17 protein-coding genes are annotated in these 18,774 nt (G+C 58.2%); 13 read left to right on the forward strand and 4 right to left on the reverse strand.

The window, feature by feature from the left end:
- Positions 1–4 precede the first annotated feature (4 nt).
- Entirely contained in the window at positions 5–1,699 is a 1,695-nt protein-coding gene (gene leuA / locus QUE75_RS08840) for a 2-isopropylmalate synthase (RefSeq protein ID WP_106695583.1), read from the forward strand.
- 103 nt (positions 1,700–1,802) lie between these two features.
- Here the strand turns inward: leuA and QUE75_RS08845 are convergent, their stop codons facing one another.
- The 3 genes from QUE75_RS08845 to xseA form a co-directional block, all read right to left on the reverse strand.
- The gene (locus QUE75_RS08845; RefSeq protein WP_058089577.1) at positions 1,803–2,012 is read right to left on the reverse strand and encodes a cold-shock protein; all 210 of its coding nucleotides are present in this window, start codon (positions 2,010–2,012) and stop codon (positions 1,803–1,805) included.
- 367 nt (positions 2,013–2,379) lie between these two features.
- Entirely contained in the window at positions 2,380–4,254 is a 1,875-nt protein-coding gene (locus QUE75_RS08850; protein ID WP_072677492.1) for a propionyl-CoA synthetase, read from the reverse strand.
- Positions 4,255–4,365: 111 nt separating this feature from the next.
- The gene (gene xseA / locus QUE75_RS08855) at positions 4,366–5,745 is read right to left on the reverse strand and encodes an exodeoxyribonuclease VII large subunit (RefSeq protein WP_286255236.1); all 1,380 of its coding nucleotides are present in this window, start codon (positions 5,743–5,745) and stop codon (positions 4,366–4,368) included.
- Positions 5,746–5,935: 190 nt separating this feature from the next.
- Here xseA and guaB point away from each other — a divergent pair, with 190 nt between their 5' ends.
- The 6 genes from guaB to QUE75_RS08885 all read left to right on the forward strand — a co-directional run bounded on the left by guaB (position 5,936) and on the right by QUE75_RS08885 (position 12,370).
- Entirely contained in the window at positions 5,936–7,399 is a 1,464-nt protein-coding gene (gene guaB / locus QUE75_RS08860) for an IMP dehydrogenase (RefSeq protein WP_061331017.1), read from the forward strand.
- 65 nt (positions 7,400–7,464) lie between these two features.
- Positions 7,465–9,042: a glutamine-hydrolyzing GMP synthase gene (gene guaA, locus QUE75_RS08865; RefSeq protein WP_106695586.1), complete on the forward strand. Its 1,578-nt coding sequence runs from the start codon at positions 7,465–7,467 to the stop codon at positions 9,040–9,042.
- A 53-nt stretch (positions 9,043–9,095) separates the two neighbouring features.
- Positions 9,096–9,578, forward strand: a complete 483-nt coding sequence (gene tadA / locus QUE75_RS08870; protein WP_072678228.1) for a tRNA adenosine(34) deaminase TadA — start codon at positions 9,096–9,098, stop codon at positions 9,576–9,578.
- Positions 9,575–10,564, forward strand: coding sequence for a UDP-glucose 4-epimerase GalE (galE, locus tag QUE75_RS08875; protein WP_286255239.1), 990 nt, complete (start codon positions 9,575–9,577; stop codon positions 10,562–10,564). The genes tadA and galE overlap by 4 nt, the downstream gene beginning before the upstream one ends.
- Before the next feature lie 33 nt (positions 10,565–10,597).
- Positions 10,598–11,944, forward strand: coding sequence for a UDP-glucose dehydrogenase family protein (locus QUE75_RS08880; RefSeq protein WP_286255241.1), 1,347 nt, complete (start codon positions 10,598–10,600; stop codon positions 11,942–11,944).
- 15 nt (positions 11,945–11,959) lie between these two features.
- Positions 11,960–12,370 (forward strand): HIT domain-containing protein, encoded by a 411-nt coding sequence (locus QUE75_RS08885; RefSeq protein ID WP_286255243.1) that lies wholly within the window; start codon positions 11,960–11,962, stop codon positions 12,368–12,370.
- A gap of 12 nt (positions 12,371–12,382) precedes the next feature.
- Here QUE75_RS08885 and fabR read toward each other — a convergent pair whose 3' ends face one another.
- Positions 12,383–13,009 carry an HTH-type transcriptional repressor FabR gene (gene fabR, locus QUE75_RS08890; protein ID WP_106695590.1) on the reverse strand — a complete coding sequence of 209 codons (627 nt, stop codon included), beginning with the start codon at positions 13,007–13,009 and terminating at the stop codon, positions 12,383–12,385.
- A 333-nt stretch (positions 13,010–13,342) separates the two neighbouring features.
- Here fabR and aspS point away from each other — a divergent pair, with 333 nt between their 5' ends.
- The 6 genes from aspS (at position 13,343) to tolQ (ending at position 18,737) form a co-directional block, all read left to right on the forward strand.
- Complete coding sequence (aspS, locus tag QUE75_RS08895; protein ID WP_286255248.1) at positions 13,343–15,142, forward strand: aspartate--tRNA ligase; 1,800 nt, start codon at positions 13,343–13,345, stop codon at positions 15,140–15,142.
- A 75-nt stretch (positions 15,143–15,217) separates the two neighbouring features.
- Entirely contained in the window at positions 15,218–15,745 is a 528-nt protein-coding gene (gene ruvC, locus QUE75_RS08900) for a crossover junction endodeoxyribonuclease RuvC (protein ID WP_106695592.1), read from the forward strand.
- A 30-nt stretch (positions 15,746–15,775) separates the two neighbouring features.
- Entirely contained in the window at positions 15,776–16,405 is a 630-nt protein-coding gene (gene ruvA, locus QUE75_RS08905) for a Holliday junction branch migration protein RuvA (RefSeq protein WP_286255250.1), read from the forward strand.
- Between the two features lie 157 nt (positions 16,406–16,562).
- On the forward strand, positions 16,563–17,594 hold the full coding sequence (ruvB, locus tag QUE75_RS08910) for a Holliday junction branch migration DNA helicase RuvB (protein WP_106695594.1): 1,032 nt from the start codon (positions 16,563–16,565) through the stop codon (positions 17,592–17,594).
- Positions 17,578–18,012 carry a tol-pal system-associated acyl-CoA thioesterase gene (gene ybgC, locus QUE75_RS08915; RefSeq protein WP_106695595.1) on the forward strand — a complete coding sequence of 145 codons (435 nt, stop codon included), beginning with the start codon at positions 17,578–17,580 and terminating at the stop codon, positions 18,010–18,012. The genes ruvB and ybgC overlap by 17 nt, the downstream gene beginning before the upstream one ends.
- A 101-nt stretch (positions 18,013–18,113) precedes the next feature.
- Complete coding sequence (gene tolQ, locus QUE75_RS08920; RefSeq protein WP_244178336.1) at positions 18,114–18,737, forward strand: protein TolQ; 624 nt, start codon at positions 18,114–18,116, stop codon at positions 18,735–18,737.
- Positions 18,738–18,774 lie beyond the last annotated feature (37 nt).

The following is an 18,774-nucleotide window of genomic DNA, read 5'->3' on the forward strand; positions in this document are numbered from 1 at the left end:
CGTTATGGCCTTTGATCATCGTAAATACGTCGCCTTCAAACCGGTTGCCAAGAAAGACCGCCGCTGGCCGGACCAGGTCATCGAGAAAGCACCCACCTGGTGTGCTGTCGACCTGCGGGATGGCAACCAGTCGCTGATCAAGCCCATGTCCGTTGCCCAGAAACAGCGCCTGTTCGATTTGCTGGTCAAGCTTGGCTTCAAGGAAATCGAGATTGGTTTTCCGGCCGCCAGCCAGCCGGATTTTGATTTCTGCCGCAAGCTGATCGAAGAAAACCGGATTCCGGACGATGTGAAGATTCAGGTGCTGACCCAGGCCCGCCCGGAACTGATTGAACGCACTTACGAGGCTTTGCAGGGCGCAAAACAGGCTATCGTGCACGTGTACAACTCCACGTCTACCGTGCAGCGGGAGCAGGTATTTGGTCTCGATCGGGCCGGCATCCGAGAGATTGCTGTCAACGGCGCCACCCTGGTGAAAGAGATCGCAGCCCGTTACCCGGACACCGACTGGACTTTCCAGTATTCCCCGGAGAGCTTCACCGGCACCGAGCTGGACTTCGCTGCGGAAGTGATTGATGCGGTTACCGACGTGTGGCGTCCGGATCAGGGGCAGCCGGTGATTATCAATCTGCCGGCAACCGTAGAGATGTCGACCCCCAACGTGTTTGCCGACCAGGTGGAGTGGATTTGCGAGAACATCCGCTACCGCGAGCACATCAGCATCAGTCTGCATACCCATAACGACCGGGGGTGTGCGGTTGCAGCGGCCGAACTGGGCGTGATGGCTGGCGCTGACCGAATTGAAGGGACCCTGATGGGTAACGGGGAGCGCACTGGCAACATGGATCTGGTAACCATGGCCATGAACCTGTATTCACAGGGCATTGATCCGACCCTGGACTTGTCCGGCATGGCAGAAATTACCGAGGTGGTGGAAGCCTGTACCGAGATTTCCACCCACCCGCGTCATCCGTATGCGGGCGAGCTGGTGTTCACCGCCTTCTCTGGCAGCCACCAGGACGCCATCCGTAAGTGCCTGGCCCGCCGCAACGAGGGCGACGCCTGGAACGTGGCCTACCTGCCTATCGATCCGTTCGATGTGGGTCGTCGCTATGAGGAGGTGGTGCGCATCAATAGCCAGTCCGGCAAGGGTGGCGTTGCTTATGTACTGGAGCGGGACTACGACATTACCCTGCCGCGTTGGTTGCAGATCGAATTCAGTAAGGTGGTCCAGAAAGAAGCCGAGACCAACGGTGGCGAAATTGACTCCCACACCATCCACCGCCTGTTCGAAGACCGCTACCTGAAGGTTCATGAAGACTGGTCACTGCGTTCCTACGATTTGCATCGGGACGAAGAGGGTGTTCGTGCAGAAGTGGTGGTCGGTAGCGACACTTCTCCCGTGACCTTTGAAGGCCGCGGCCTGGGTGCGGTTGAAGCGGTGTCTGACGGCCTGGCCAAACGATTTGGCGTCACGGTGGCGGTAGAGGCATACGATGAGTTTGCCCTGGGCGAGGGCACCAACGCCAATGCCTTGGCCTGTATTCGCCTGACCGCCAATGGTCAGCATTGCAGCGCAGCGGCCCTGGCGGAAGATACCACCTCGGCAACCCTGCAGGCGCTGTTTTCAGCAGTGGCTCAGGCGGTGGGTACGGATATGCCGGCAGCAAAGACGCCGGAAGCGGCGGAAGCGGTCTGATAGCCGGTTCTGTCTACGCCAGAACGCAGAACGGCCGGCAAAGTTGCCGGCCGTTCTGTTTTCCGTCTGCCCGTGAGGGGCATCCGGCGGTAAACCTTTGCCCTTACAGAGGGGTTACGTTTTCCGCCTGGGGGCCTTTGGGTCCCTGAGTAACGGTAAACTGCACCTGCTGACCTTCTGTCAGGGTACGGAAACCGTTGGAGTTGATTGCACTGTAGTGAACGAAAACGTCACTGCCGCCTTCCTGGGCAATAAAGCCAAAGCCCTTGGATTCGTTGAACCACTTCACGTGGCCAGTTTTGGTATCGGACATCGATCTTTCCTGTCTTTCTGAAAATTTGCCCTCACGGGACCTTCTTGTTTCGCACAGACTCTGGATCCATACAAACGCGGTTTCCGCCTGAGCGGAAGCCGTCGATGCTGAGTCGTCCGGAGCGTACTGAGGAAGGGGCAACGCGAAGCCTGGGCAGGACGTTGTAGCGCATTCGTCAAATACCGCTGCAGAAGAGCACAGCAATTTTCAGTATAGACCGACTTTGGGGAGCGTCAATTGTTTTTTTAGTGATCAGTGTCGGGATTTTAGTTGATAAAAAACAATGGGTTGTCATAAGGATGAAACACAACTCTGCCGGTCTTTGAGGCAGAGTTGTGTTGTGGTCCGTGTACACGGGTGGGATAGGTCAGCGCACGAATTTCTCGCTGATCTCTTCCAGAATGGCAGGATCATCAATGGTGCTGGGTACGCTGTACTCTTCGCCGTCCGCAATCTGGCGGATCACGCGGCGCAGAATCTTGCCAGACCGGGTCTTCGGTAAACGCTCTACCACCATGGCCCGACGGAAGCAGGCTATGGCGCCAATCTTGTCGCGGACCATTTCTACCAGTTCTTCTTCCAGTTCATCCTGGTCTATGGTTGCGCCGTCCTTGATCAGCACCAGGCCGACCGGGATCTGGCCCTTCATGTCGTCGTGGGCGCCTACAACACAGCATTCCGCGACTGCTGGGTGAGAAGCCACCACCTCTTCCATTTCGCCGGTGGACAGGCGATGTCCGGCGACATTGATCACGTCATCGGTCCTGCCCATGATGAACACGTAGCCGTCGTCATCAATAAAGCCGCCGTCGCCGGAGCTGTAAAAGCCGGGAATCGGATTCAGGTAGCTGCTCTGGAAGCGTTTGTCGTCGCCCCATACGGTCATCAGGCACCCCGGTGGCAGGGGCAGTTTGACGGCTATCTGGCCTTGTTCGCCGGCCGGTACCTGGCTGCCTTCCATATCGACGACCTGCACATTGAAGCCGGGTGACGGTACCGTCGCCGAGCCCGGTTTGGTGGTCATCATTTCAATGCCTACCGGGTTGCAGCAGATGGCCCAGCCGGTTTCGGTCTGCCACCAGTGGTCGAGAATCGGCAGGCCCGTGTGTTCCTTCAGCCATTCGTAGGTGGGCGGGTCCAACCGCTCGCCGGCCAGGAAAATGCGTTTTAGCGACGAGACATCGTAGCGGCTTAGCTGGTCTGCCTCGGGGTCTTCCTTGCGTACCGCGCGGAAGGCGGTGGGCGCGGTGAACAGCATGTTCACCTTGTGATCCTGGACTACCCGCCAGAACGCACCGGCGTCCGGAGTTTTCACCGGTTTGCCTTCATACAGGATGGTGGTGCAGCCGGCGAACAGAGGCGCATAGACAATGTAGCTGTGGCCTACCACCCAGCCCACGTCTGACGCCGCCCAGAAGACATCGCCGGGTTTGGCGTCGTAGACCAGTTTCATGCTGTATTTGAGGGCCACGGCATGGCCGCCGTTATCCCGCACCACGCCTTTTGGTTTGCCGGTGGTGCCGGAGGTGTAAAGTACATAAAGCGGGTCGGTGGCTTTCACTGGCACCGGGTCTGCTGGCTCCGCATTGGCGGTCATGTCGTTCCAGTCGTAATCCCGTCCTTCCGACAGGTTGGCTGTGACTTGCGGCCGCTGGTACACCACACATAGCTCAGGCTTGTGGCTGGATTGCTCAATGGCCCTGTCCACCAACGGTTTGTATTCAATGACCTTGGTGACTTCAATGCCGCAGGAGGCAGTGATCAGCGCCTTGGGCTTGGCATCCTCAATACGCACGGCAAGTTCGTGGGCAGCAAACCCACCGAACACTACTGAGTGGATGGCGCCCAGGCGGGCACAGGCCAGCATGGCAATGGCTGCCTGCGGAATCATTGGCATGTAGATAATGACCCGGTCACCCTTCTCGATCCCGCGAGCACGCAGGGCGCCGGCAAACAGGGCTACTTCATCCCGTAATTCGTCATAGGTGAAGTGTTGCTGGCTGTTAGTCACCGGCGAATCGTAAATCAGGGCTGTCTGTTGACCACGGCCCGCCCGGATGTTGGCGTCAAGGGCCACGTCGCTGGTATTCAGAAGGCCATCGGGGAACCACTGGCCGTGACCGTTATCGAGTGCCTGCCAGATGGTGTTCGGGGTTTCGATCCAGTCAATGTTCTGGGCCTGCTCGCGCCAGAAGTCATCCCGTTGGTCGATGGACCGGCGGAACTCGGAGTGGTATGTCATGCTTTCCACCTCAGTTGTGCTGTTATTGTTCTGTGGCTGTTATGCACAACTGTAGGAGCTTTAGAAACAGGGGCTACTAGACCATAGGCGTAGTTGCCCGTTTTTGTCTGGTCAATCCCCTTTGGAATTGATCTCCGTCACCTTCGCAGAAACGCTGCCGTGGCCCAGCCGGGCGGTGATGGCGGAGCCTTCGCCAAGCTGGCTGGCGTCACGAACAATCTGGTTCTGCTCATCCCTGACAATCGCGTAACCCCGCCCCAGGGTGGCGAGCGGGCTGACAACGTGGAGTGCCTGGGCGTTGTATTGGTAACGTTCCTGTTGTTGCTTCAGGTAGTGGCGGGTTGCCATCTCCAACCGCTCGTGGAGACGGGTCACCTGGTCCCGGGCGGTGATCAGTGTCCGGCGTGGGGATTGGGTGGCAAGGCGCTGGGTCAGGTGATCGGCTTTTACCCGGGTTTGGATGAGTCGCTGGGCGATCGCCTTGTTCAGCCGTACGTCCAGCTCATCCATGCGCTGCGCCTTTTCCTGCAACTCCCGGCGCGGGTCCCGCAGCCGCGCAGACAGGTGGCCGAGCTGGGTGTGCAGGCGCTGGGTTAACCGGCGCGCCGCCTGACTCAGCCTCAGTTCCTGCTCGTTCAGCCGGCGCAGCCAGTGGCTCTGGTCCGGGGAAACCTTCTCAGCGGCCGCCGAGGGTGTCGGGGCGCGAAGGTCTGCCACGAAATCGGCAATGGTCACGTCAACCTCGTGGCCCACCGCGCTGACAGTTGGAATGCTGCAGCTGGCGATAGCCCGGGCTACTGCTTCTTCATTGAAACACCACAGGTCTTCCAGTGAGCCGCCGCCGCGCCCGATGATCAATACATCGGCCACGCCGTGTTGCTGGGCGCGCTGGATCGCGTTGACGATGTCGGCCGTGGCGGCCTGGCCCTGAACTGCTGTGGGGTAGAGGGTGACGGGGATGGCCGGGCAGCGGCGGGCCAGCACGGTCAATATGTCATGGATGGCGGCACCCGTGGGTGAGGTCACCACGCCAATGTGGCGCGGTGTGGCTGGAACCGGTTTTTTTCGGGCCGGGTCAAACAAGCCCTCCGATTGCAGTTTCAGCTTCAGGGCCTCAAAGGCCTGTTGCAATTCGCCCAGCCCTGCCGGCTCCAGGTGTTCAACGATGATCTGATAGTCGCCCCGGTTCTCATAGAGTGTGACCTTGCCGCGGATGCGAATCTGGTCGCCTTCACGGGGCAGGGTGCGCAGGCGTTGATTGGCACCCCGGAACATGGCACAGCGTACCTGGCACTTCTGGTCCTTCAGGGAGAAATACCAGTGCCCGGAGGAAGGTCTTGAAAATCCGGACAATTCGCCCTCCACCCACACCTGCATAAAGCTGGTTTCCAGCAGATGTCGTGCCTGATGGTTGAGTTCACTGACCGACAGGGCCCGGGGCCGGGAATCCGGATAAGGGGGTATCAAAGGGCGCGCTCCGTGATTATTCATACGCAATAGCCGAAAGAGAGGGGTAAAAATAACGGAAATTCAAAAAGATGCAACCAAACGCCAAAAACCTCGCGGTTTACTGTCTGTTGGCACCACTTTATAATAGATCGATTAAGGATTTTGCTTTGCTGTGCCGCCGCGGGTACAGCATGGAATTTCCAAACTTAGCATGTTCAAAAGGCGGACCCAAATGCTGCGTATTGCCGAAGAAGCCCTCACGTTTGACGACGTTCTCCTCGTGCCCGGATATTCCGAAGTTCTGCCTCATCAGGTGGAGCTGAAGACTCAGTTGACCAAAGGCATCACCCTGAATATTCCGCTGGTGTCATCGGCCATGGATACGGTCACTGAAGCCGAGCTGGCCATTGCCATGGCTCAGGAAGGCGGCATCGGCATCATGCACAAGAACATGTCAGTGGAGCAGCAGGCAGCTGCCGTACGCAAGGTCAAGAAATATGAAAGTGGTGTGGTGAAAGATCCGATCACCGTCACACCGGAGACAACGGTTCGGGAACTGGTGGATATCACCATGGCCAACAGCATTTCCGGCCTTCCGGTTGTCGACGGCACTGATCTGGTCGGCATCGTCACCGGGCGTGATATCCGCTTCGAAAGCCGGATGGATACCCTGGTGCGTGACATCATGACTCCGAAGGAAAAGCTGGTTACGGTCAAAGAGGGTGCCAGCCTGGAGGAAATCAAGGAACTGCTGCACCGTCACCGCATTGAAAAAGTTCTGGTAGTGAACGACGAATTCGAATTGCGGGGCCTGGTTACCGTCAAGGATATCCAGAAAGCCAAAGACTACCCGCTGGCCTGCAAAGACGAGCAGGGCCGTCTGCGAGTGGGTGCGGCGGTGAGCACCGGTGGCGATACCGATGCCCGGATTGCAGCGCTTGCCGAAGCCGGCGTGGATGTGATTGTCGTGGATACCGCCCATGGCCATTCCAAGGGTGTGATTGACCGGGTTCGCTGGGTAAAGCAGAACTACCCTGATGTTCAGGTGATTGGCGGTAACATTGCCACCTCGGGTGCGGCGATTGCCCTGGCTGATGCCGGCGCGGATGCGGTCAAGGTGGGCATCGGTCCCGGCTCCATCTGTACCACCCGCATTGTCGCCGGCATTGGTGTGCCGCAGATTTCGGCGGTGTCCAATGTGGCAGCGGCGCTGAAAGAGCGCGGCGTACCCGTGATTGCCGATGGTGGTATCCGGTTCTCCGGTGATATCGCAAAAGCCATCGCAGCGGGCGCTCACAGCGTCATGATCGGTAGCCTGCTGGCGGGTACTGACGAAGCTCCGGGTGAAGTGGAATTGTTCCAGGGCCGGAGTTACAAGGCTTATCGTGGTATGGGATCCATTGGTGCCATGGGGCAGGGTTCCAGCGACCGCTATTTCCAGGACGCCAGCAAAGGTATTGAAAAACTGGTGCCGGAAGGCATTGAAGGCCGTGTGGCCTGCAAAGGCCCCATGCGCAACATCGTGCACCAGTTGGTGGGTGGCTTGCGTGCATCCATGGGTTACACAGGCAGTGCAACCATGGATGAGATGCGTACCAAGCCGGAATTTGTGCGCATTACCAACGCCGGGATGCGTGAGAGCCACGTGCACGACGTGACCATCACCAAAGAAGCTCCCAACTACCGAATCGGCTAAAAACTGCCTGATTTGACGCGGCCCGGTTTCCGGGCCGCGCTGTTTTTTTAAAGCCCGAGGACTCCATGGCTCAGAACATTCACGACCACCGTATCCTGATTCTTGATTTCGGTTCCCAGTACACCCAGCTGATCGCCCGCCGTGTGCGCGAAATCGGCGTGTACTGTGAAATCAAGGCCTTTGACGTAACAGACGAAGAACTCAACGAGTTCAATCCCAAAGGCATCATCCTGGCGGGTGGTCCGGAATCGGTAACCCAACTGGGTGGTCCCCGTGCACCGGAAGGGCTGTTCGACAAAGGCATTCCGATTCTGGGCATCTGCTACGGCATGCAGACCATGGCGGAGCAACTGGGCGGCCGTGTTGCCAGCTCTGAGAAGCGCGAATTCGGCTACGCTCAGGTGAAAGTCCGGGCCAAGGGCCCTCTGCTGCAGGACATTACCGACCACCTGACACCTGCGGGTGAATCCCTGCTTGACGTCTGGATGAGCCACGGTGACAAAGTAGTTGTCATGCCGGAAGGCTTTGAACTTTTAGCCTCTACCGAGAGCGCGCCGATTGCCGCCATGCAGGACCTCAGCCGTAACCTGTACGGTGTCCAGTTCCATCCGGAAGTGACCCACACCCTCCAGGGTAAGCGGATTCTCGAGCACTTTGTCCTGAATATCAGCGGCTGTGAGGCCCTGTGGACACCGGCCAAGATTGTTGATGACGCCGTTCGCCAGATTCGTGAGCAGGTAGGCTCCGAAAAGGTTCTGCTGGGGCTGTCTGGCGGTGTGGATTCCTCGGTAACCGCCGCCTTGCTGCACAAGGCCATCGGCGACCAGCTCACCTGTGTGTTTGTGGATAACGGCCTGCTGCGCCTGCACGAGGGCGATCAGGTGATGGACATGTTCGCCAGCAACATGGGCGTTAAAGTCATCCGTGCCGACTCCGAAGACCTGTTCCTGTCAAAGCTCAAGGGTGTTAACGATCCTGAGCAGAAGCGCAAAATCATCGGCAACACCTTTATTGATGTATTTGATGCCGAGGCCGCCAAGATCAAAGACGTGAACTGGCTGGCCCAGGGCACCATCTACCCGGATGTGATCGAATCTGCCGCCTCCAAAACCGGTAAAGCCCATGTCATCAAGTCCCACCATAATGTGGGTGGCCTGCCGGAAACCATGAAGATGAAACTGGTTGAGCCGCTGCGGGAGCTGTTCAAAGACGAAGTTCGCAAGATTGGCCTTGAGCTCGGCCTGCCGTACGACATGGTTTACCGCCACCCGTTCCCGGGGCCGGGTCTGGGTGTCCGTATTCTTGGCGAAGTGAAAAAGGAATACGCAGAGATCCTGCGCCGCGCCGATGCCATCTTCCTGGAAGAGTTGCACCGTGCGGATCTGTACCACAAGACCAGTCAGGCGTTCGCGGTGTTCCTGCCGGTGAAATCCGTCGGTGTGGTAGGCGATGCCCGCCGTTACGAATACGTGATTGCCATCCGGGCTGTGGAGACCGTGGACTTCATGACCGCACGCTGGGCGCGCCTGCCGTATGATCTGCTGGAAACGGTTTCCAACCGGATCATTAACGAGATTTCTGGCGTTTCCCGTGTGACCTACGACATCTCTTCCAAGCCACCCGCGACGATTGAGTGGGAGTAAGTCGAGGCAGGGGATAAGGGATAGTGAGCGACACTCCGGAAGATCGGCGCTGGATGGCCAGGGCACTGGAGCTTGCCGCCCAGGCCGGGGCAGCCGGTGAAGTGCCGGTTGGCGCCATTGTTGTTCTGGATGGCAGGGAGATTGGGGCGGGTTTCAATGCCCCGATTTCCCACTGCGACCCGACCGCCCATGCGGAAATCAGAGCCCTGCGGGATGCTGCGGCTCGGGTGGGGAACTACCGGTTGGCGGGTGCTACGCTGTATGTAACCCTGGAGCCCTGCACAATGTGTGTGGGAGCTATTGTCCACGGTCGTATCAGCCGGTTAGTGTATGGTGCCGCTGAGCCCAAAGCGGGTGCCGTCGAGTCGGCCAGAAGAACCCTTGAAGAGCCGCATCTGAACTGGCGGGTAGAGGTTTGCGGGGGCGTGATGGCCGAACCGTGCGGTCGGGTGATCTCCGAATTTTTCAGCCGGCGCCGTCGGGAAATCCGGCAGCGCCGCCAACAACACTCAGGGAAGGGAAGCACAGACTCATGAAAGTTCTTGTTACCGGCGGTGCCGGATATATCGGCAGCCACGTTGTGCGTCAGTTGGCAGCAGCGGGCCACGACATTGTGGTGTTTGATAACCTCTCTACCGGCTATCGCTGGGCGGTAACCGCCGGGGAGCTGGTGGAAGCCGACCTGGCGGATGAAGACGCGATAGAAGCCGTATTTTCCGCCCATAAGTTCGAAGCGGTGCTGCACTTTGCAGCGAACATCGTGGTGCCGGAGTCTGTCGCCAATCCCCTCAAGTACTACAGTAATAACACCCGTAACACTCTGAATCTGCTGAAAGCGGTTGAACGCCACCAGGTGCCGTATATGGTGTTTTCTTCCACCGCGGCGGTCTACGGCATGCCAGAGGAAACGGTGCTGACAGAAGACCTGCCGCTGGCACCTATCAATCCCTATGGCGCCTCCAAGATGATGAGCGAGCGGATGATGATGGACCTGGCTGCGGCCAGTAACCTTAGCTACGTTATCCTGCGCTACTTCAATGTGGCCGGCGCTAATCCGGAGGGACTGCTGGGGCAGGCAACGCCGGAGGCGACGCACCTGATCAAAGTGGCCTGCGAATGTGTGACCGGTCAGCGCGATGGTATGAGTGTATTCGGCACTGACTACGAAACCCGCGATGGCACCTGTATCCGCGACTATATCCATGTGGAAGACCTGGCAAAGGCCCACGTGATGGCGCTGGATTACATGGCTGGCGGTGGCGAGTCTCTGGTGCTCAACTGTGGTTACGGCCGCGGCTTTACCGTGCGAGAAGTCATTGATGTGGTCAAGGCGGAATCCGGTGTCGATTTTCCGGTAACTGAAACCGGCCGTCGCGCCGGCGACCCGGCGGCACTGATGGCCGACAACACGCGAATCAAGAATGTTCTGGGCTGGCAGCCGGATTACGATGACCTCAATACCATCGTGCGCACCGCCCTGGCCTGGGAAGCGGTCTGGCAGAAGAAAAAAGCTTCTCGATAACACTCTCAAACAACGATTTTCAGGAACTTTTAAATGAAGATTACGATTTTCGGAACCGGATACGTGGGCCTGGTAACAGGTGCCTGTCTTGCGGATGTTGGTCACGATGTGCTTTGTATGGATGTGGATCAGGGCAAGATCGAGAAACTGAAGAACGGTAAGATTCCAATTTACGAGCCAGGCCTCGATAGCATTGTTAAACACACCGTGGAAGCCGGCCGCCTGTCGTTCACCACCGACACCGAACAGGCTGTCAAACATGGCACCCTTCAGTTTATTGCCGTGGGCACGCCGCCGGATGAAGACGGCTCTGCCGATCTGCAATACGTGCTCGCGGTGGCGAAATCCATCGGTCAGTACATGGATGACTACAAGGTGGTTGTCGACAAGTCCACTGTGCCGGTAGGTACCGGTGACAAGGTCAAGGCAGCGGTGCGTGCACAGCTCGACAAGCGCGGCCTGGAGCTGGATTTCGACGTGGTTTCCAACCCGGAATTCCTGAAAGAAGGCGCCGCCATCAATGACTTCATGAAGCCGGACCGCATTGTGGTGGGTACCGACAGCGAACAGGCGGCGGAGTTGTTGCGGGAGGTTTACTACCCGTTCAACCGCAACCACGACCGGATGATCTTTATGGATATCCGTTCGGCGGAACTCACCAAATACGCTGCCAACTCCATGCTGGCCACCAAGATCAGCTTCATGAACGAAATGTCTAACCTGGCTGAACGCCTGGGTGCCGACATCGAAGCGGTACGCCGGGGCATTGGTTCCGACCCCCGTATCGGCTACCACTTCATCTACCCTGGCTGCGGCTATGGAGGCTCCTGCTTCCCGAAAGACGTACAGGCCCTGGCCCGGACGGCAGGTGATTGCGATTACGAGGCCAAGTTGCTGAATGCGGTAGAAGCCGTTAACTACGCTCAGAAACACGTGCTGTTCGACAAGATCAGCCACTTCTTCCAGGGTGATCTGAAAGGCAAGGTGGTTGCGGTCTGGGGCCTGGCCTTCAAACCGAACACTGACGACATGCGTGAAGCCTCCTCGCGGACGCTGATGGAAAATCTCTGGAAGGCCGGAGCTGCGGTGCAGGCGTTTGATCCGGAAGCCATGGAAGAAACCCAGCGCATCTACGGTGACCACGAAGGCCTGACCCTGTGTGGCACCAAAGAACAGGCCTTGAAAGGTGCCGATGTGCTGGCCATCTGTACCGAGTGGAAAGAATTCCGTTCGCCGGACTTCGACCTGATTGCCGGTGCCCTGAAACAGCCAGCGGTGTTTGACGGTCGTAACCTGTACGAGCCGGAAATGCTCGAGCGCCATGGTCTGGTTTACTACGCCATTGGCCGCGGCCGTAACCAGTTTCATTCCGCGGGCTGATCGAGAGGGCCGGTGATGTTTCAGCTACACGAAAGGCTCGCGGCAGATACCTACTACCTGGGTTGCAGCCGCCTGTGTGAAATCCTGTTGATGAACGACAGCACCTGGCCCTGGATAATTCTGGTGCCGGCGGTGCCGGACATCCGGGAAATCTACCAGCTGGACCATAAGCAACAGGTGCGGTTGCTGGAAGAGTCTTCCACGCTTAGCCAGGGCATGATGGAGCTTTTCAGGGGCGACAAGATGAATGTGGCGGCGCTGGGTAACATGGTGCCGCAGCTTCATTTGCACCACATCGTGCGCTTTGAAGGTGACCCGGCCTGGCCAGGCCCTGTGTGGGGCAAGCAGCCACCGGTGCCCTATGAAGGGGCTGCACTGGCGCAGGTCAAAGAGAAGCTGAAACCGCTTCTCCATCATCTCACTTGAACTTCAATGGTTTTATTCCCGGCCCTGCTGCCACTGCGCCAGGGTCTGGGAGCCCACCAGAATCATCCGCAGCTCGGTTTTGAGCTTGTGCTTTAGTTCCTCCCGCTCCTTGGGCGTCGCATCCAGCGCCTCCGCGCCTTGATTGAAAACCAGTGTCACCATGGCTTCGGCCACAACCCGGGCATCGGCCAGAGGCTTGTTCTGTTCATCCGCAAACCGTCCAAGGTCATCTGCCAGTTCCGTAACGAAATGATCGATCTCGGCCTTGACGGCGGTTCGGAACGGTTTCGATACTCCGGTGCGCTCGCGCAGCATCAGGCGGAACAGGTTGGAGTTGTTGCCCAGATACTCCATAAACGTATCGACAGATGTCGAGATGGCGCTGCCGTCACGGGCTATTCGCTTGCGCGCCTGGCGCATTAACTGTCGTAGCGCAACACCGCCTTCATCAACCAGGGCCAGGCCCAGTTCATCCAGCTCGGAAAAATGCCGGTAGAAGGAGGTGGGGGCAATGCCCGCTTCCCGGGCAACCTCGCGCAAACTCAAGCTGCCAAAGCCCCGATCCGCACTCAGTTGTGCCAGGGCGGCATCCATCAAAGCCCGTCGGGTTTTCAGTTTTTGTTCCGCTCTGGTGGCCAACGTCATACTCCATGGTCCGCTCAAACCATGCATTCTAGCCCCCGGTTTTTTGATAGTCATCCCGGTGTTCAATATCTGGCTTCAATTCTGCTTGGGGACGCCTGATTTTCACAGTCATTGTGTTTATAATGGGCGGCTTTTACCGGCGGCGCCTCAACACCGTGCGGTCAAGAACGACGTAGCGTCGGGCGGGGGGTGTGCTTTCCGAAACCTTGCGGAGCCATGGATGGCGGAGCAGAGCGTACATGGACGTATCCACAGCGTGTTTCGGAAAGCACACCCCCCGCCCGATGCGGCAAACCAAGAACACATTCAGATACAACGGGAACCGATATGCGCAGTCATTATTGCGGTGGGATCAACGAATCCCACATCGATCAGGAAGTCACTCTCTGTGGATGGGTACACCGCCGCCGGGACCACGGTGGGGTTATCTTCCTGGATCTGCGAGATCGGGATGGCATGTCCCAGGTGGTTGTCGATCCTGACACCCCTGAGAGCTTTGCTCTGGCGGAGAAGGTTCGCAGTGAGTTTGTTGTTAAAGTCACCGGCCGCGTGCGTCGCCGTCCGGCGGGCACCGAGAACAGCAACATGCCGACCGGCCAGGTTGAGTTGCTGGGTAAGGAAGTCGTGATCCTGAACGCCGCTGCCACGCCGCCGTTCCCGCTGGACGAGCACGTAGATGTGGGTGAAGACGTTCGTCTGCGCTATCGCTTCATCGATTTGCGCCGCCCGGAAATGATCAACCGTCTGCGTTTCCGTTCCCGGGTAACCAGTTACATCCGCAACTTCCTGGATAGCCGCGGTTTCATGGATGTGGAAACACCGATCCTGACCCGTGCCACCCCCGAAGGCGCCCGTGATTATCTGGTGCCCAGCCGTACCCACGAAGGTTCCTTCTTCGCGCTGCCCCAGTCGCCGCAGCTGTTCAAGCAGATGCTGATGGTATCGGGCGTTGACCGCTACTACCAGATCGCCAAGTGTTTCCGTGACGAAGACCTGCGGGCAGACCGTCAGCCGGAGTTTACCCAGGTCGACATCGAGGCCTCTTTCATTGATGAAGAGACCCTGATGAAGCTCAACGAAGACATGATCCGTGCGCTGTTCAAAGACGTGCTGGATGTGGAGCTGCCGGAATTCCCGCGCATGCCGTATTCCGAGGCCATGCAGCGTTACGGCAGCGACAAGCCGGACCTGCGTATTCCGCTGGAACTGCAAGACGTGAACGACCTGGTGGAAGGCGTGGACTTCAAGGTCTTTGCCGGACCCGCGAAAGATCCGAAAGGCAGTGTTGCAGCCTTGCGTGTGCCGAAGGGTGGTGCGCTGACCCGTAAGCAGATTGACGATTACACCAAGTTTGTCGGCATATACGGGGCCAAGGGCCTGGCCTACATCAAGGTCAATGAGTTGGCCAAGGGCGTCGAAGGCCTGCAGTCGCCGATCATTAAGTTCCTGGGCGACGACGTGGCCATGGCGATCATGGAGCGCGTTGCGGCGGAAGATGGCGACATCGTGTTTTTCGGTGCTGACAAGACCACCGTGGTCAACGAAGCACTGGGCGCATTGCGCATCAAAGTCGGTCATGACCTCGACATGCTTACCTGCGAGTGGGCGCCGATGTGGGTGGTGGACTTCCCGATGTTTGAGGAACTGCCAGACGGCAGCCTCACCGCTATTCACCATCCATTCACTGCGCCATCCTGCAGCCCGGACGAGCTGGCAGCGGACCCGGCCAATGCGTTGTCCCGCGCCTACGACATGGTACTGAACGGCACCGAGCTGGGCGGTGGTTCTATCCGTATCCACGACGGCAAAATGCAGGAAACGGTGTTCCGCATCCTGGGTATCGAGGAAGAGGAAGCTCGCGCCAAGTTTGGCTTCCTGCTGGACGCTTTGAAGTTCGGTTGCCCGCCACACGGCGGCCTGGCTTTCGGCCTGGATCGCCTGGTGATGCTGATGACCGGTTCGTCGTCCATCCGGGACGTCATCGCCTTCCCGAAAACCCAGAGCGCCACCTGTCTGATGACCCAGGCGCCGGGTGCGGTAGACGAAAAGCAGCTGAAAGAACTGCATATTCGCCTGCGCCGCTCAGCCAAAGCGGTTGAAGGTAACAAAGCCGAAGACAACGAGTGATGCGCAAGCCCGGAGGTTGCTCCTGGGGCCTCCGGGCTGAGTGCTTTTGCTCAAGCGATCTCTGAGGGCGCGCGGATGGCCATCATCCTGGGTGTAGACCCTGGCTCACGAATCACCGGCTACGGCATCATTCGTGCGGAAGGCCGCCAGATCGAGTATATCGACAGCGGCTGTATCCGGGTGGGTGAAAAGCCCATGGCGGAACGCCTGCAAACCATTTTCCATAGCCTTGCTGTGTTGATTGGTGAGTACCGCCCGGAAGAGTTCGCCATTGAACAGGTGTTCATGGCCCGGAACCCGGATTCAGCCCTTAAGCTGGGGCAGGCCAGGGGTGCGGCGATTGTCAGTGCCGCCAACAGCGGCCTGGCTGTCCATGAATATTCCGCTCGCCAGGTCAAACAGGCGGTGGTTGGTACTGGTGGCGCTGACAAATCCCAGGTTCAGCATATGGTCCAGGCACTGCTGGGTTTGTCCCGCAAGCCCCAGGCAGATGCGGCGGATGCCCTGGCGATCGCACTGTGTCATGCCCACATGAACCAGAGCATACTGAAGCTCGCCGGCAGCGGTGGCAAAGCGCGAAGTGGGCGGGTTCGGCAACAATAACAGGCTCAGACAAGCCCCAGGAGGCCTGCATTGATCGGTAGAATCCGAGGCGTATTAATAGAGAAGGCCCCCGGCCACGCACTGGTGGAGTGCTCCGGTTTGGGTTATGAAGTCGACATTCCCTACACCACCTTCTTTCACCTGCCGGAAACCGGGCAGGAAGTTACCCTACACACGCATTTTGCGGTCAGAGAAGATGCCCAGAGCCTGTATGGCTTTGCCTCCCGGCTGGATCGCAATCTTTTCCGGCTGCTGATCAAGGTCAATGGCGTTGGCCCTAAACTGGCTGTCGGCATACTGTCCGGCCTGGATGCCCAACAGTTTATACGCTGTGTTGAGGCCCGCGATGTCAGCGCCCTGGTGAAGCTGCCGGGGGTCGGTAAGAAAACCGCCGAGCGACTCCTGATTGATATGGCTGACCGCATTGGCCAACTGGAAGGGCAGTTCACCCCGACGGTACCCGGTTCAGCGGCTCCGGGCGGCTCCACAACAGCGCCGCAGGCAAGTCACGATGCGAGAGACGAGGCCGAGGCCGCGTTGATTGCCCTGGGCTATAAGCCCCAGGAAGCGGCCAAGGCCATCAGCAAGGTGGCTGAGCCAGATATGACCAGCGAGGCGCTGATTCGCCTTGCCCTGCGTAATATGATTCCGGCCGGGTAGTTAACTTGCTCCCCGGTCTTTTTATGTGTCGCCCCATGACACCAATGTGTATAGAGCGTAACGTGACTCCAACCATGCCCTTTGTACAATTGGGGCAACTTGAACGTCAGGCCAAACCTGTGGGCACGTTGTTTATTCCCAGCAAGCGGATAATGCCATGATTGAATCTGACCGACTGATCTCGGCAAAGGCCGGTGAATACGAGGAAGTGCATGATCGGGCCATTCGCCCGACGTTGCTGTCTGAGTATGTGGGTCAGCCGACGGTTCGTGAGCAGATGGAAATTTTCATCTCTGCTGCCCGGGGCCGCCAGGAAGCGCTGGACCACGTGCTGATCTTCGGCCCGCCGGGACTTGGTAAAACCACCTTGGCAAACATTATTGCCAACGAGATGGGGGTGTCGATCAAGACCACCTCTGGCCCGGTACTGGAAAAAGCCGGCGACCTGGCCGCCATGCTGACCAATCTCGAAGAAGGCGATGTGCTCTTTATCGATGAGATTCATCGCCTGAGCGCTGCGGTTGAAGAAGTATTGTATCCGGCGATGGAAGATTATCAGCTGGATATCATGATCGGCGAAGGGCCGGCGGCGCGATCCATCAAGCTGGATTTGCCCCCATTCACCCTGGTGGGTGCCACAACCAGGGCCGGTTTGCTGACATCGCCACTGCGGGACCGTTTTGGCATTGTTCAGCGTCTGGAGTTCTACAACACCCAGGACCTCACGCACATCATTCTACGGTCGGCACGGTTGTCTTCGGTGACCATCGATGAACAGGGGGCGTTCGAGATAGCCCGCCGTTCCCGGGGCACACCACGAATTGCCAACCGCCTGCTGCGGCGGGTGAGGGATTTTGCCGAGGTTCGCTCAGACGGCCACATAACTGCCGACATTGCCGACCAGGCTCTGAACATGTTGAAAGTGGACGACCAGGGCTTTGACCACATGGACCGCCGCCTGTTGCTGGCCATGATCGAAAAGTTTGATGGGGGGCCGGTGGGTGTGGAAAGCCTGGCTGCGGCCATTAGCGAGGAGCGGGGGACCATCGAGGACGTGCTGGAGCCGTTCCTGATTCAGCAGGGCTTTATGGTACGAACGCCCCGTGGGCGGATGGTAACCTCCAGCGCCTACCGCCATTTTGGTGTGGTGGCCCCGAAATCCGGTGCTGAGGATGACCTCTTTGACTGAAAACGGTACGAAAGAACGCTTTGAATTACCTATCCGGGTGTATATAGAAGATACAGACGCTGGTGGTATCGTCTTCCATGCCAAGTATCTTCACTACATGGAACGGGCCAGAACCGAGTGGGTGCGTAGCCACGGTGTTGGCTTGAGGGCCGGCCTGGAAGACAACATAAGTTACGTGGTTCAGCGCATGAATCTGCACTATAAAGTGCCGGCCAAACTGGACGACCAACTGCTGGTTACTGCAGAGCCCACGGCCTCATCCCGGGTTTGGATGAACTTTCGGCAGCAGGTGCTGCGAGCGGCAGACCAGCAGTTGTTGTGCGAGGCCGATGTGCGGGTGGCCTGCATCGCACTGGATACCGGCAAGCCCAAGAGGCTGCCTGAAAACATGCAAGAAATTCTGAAGAAATCCATTTAGTTTATTGAAAAGCCTACAAACATAGTTGGGAGTGCACAGTGGAAGCGGAACTTTCAGTCTGGTATCTGATTGCCAATGCCGGGGTTTTGGTGCAGTTGGTCATGCTGTTGCTGGTGTTGGCATCGGTGGTGTCCTGGGCTTTGATTTTTCAACGCATTCAGGTGTTCCGGAAAGCGAAGCAGGCGCAGCTGGCCTTTGAAGAACGGTTTTGGTCCGGCATGGATCTGGGGCAGCTCTACAAAGAGGTGAATGCAGACCCGACGCCGTTTTCCGGCATGGAATCTGTGTTCCGGGCCGGTTTCAAGGAATTTTCCCGTCTGCGCCAGCAAAGTCGCGATGCCGACGCCGTCATGGAGGGCACCCAGCGGGCTATGCGGGTTGCCTTTTCCCGTGAGCAGGAGCGCCTGGAGACCCATCTTCCGTTCCTGGCAACTGTGGGTTCAACCAGTCCATATGTGGGTTTGTTCGGGACTGTTTGGGGCATCATGAATTCCTTCCGGGGGCTGGCGCAGGTGCAGCAGGCAACGCTTGCCACGGTGGCTCCAGGTATCTCGGAGGCATTGATCGCAACCGCCATGGGGCTGTTTGCAGCGATCCCGGCGGTTATCGCCTACAACCGGTTCTCTGCCATGTCGGATGCGCTGCTGAAGAACTATGAAACCTTTGCCGAGGAGTTTTCCAGCATTCTGCATCGCCGTGTCCATAACAGTGACCAGGCTGCCTGATGGCACTCGTCGATAACGGGAGGAGAACGGCATGAGC

It is taken from the genome of Marinobacter shengliensis, from assembly GCF_030297115.1.
Taxonomy (GTDB): Bacteria; Pseudomonadota; Gammaproteobacteria; order Pseudomonadales; family Oleiphilaceae; genus Marinobacter; species Marinobacter shengliensis.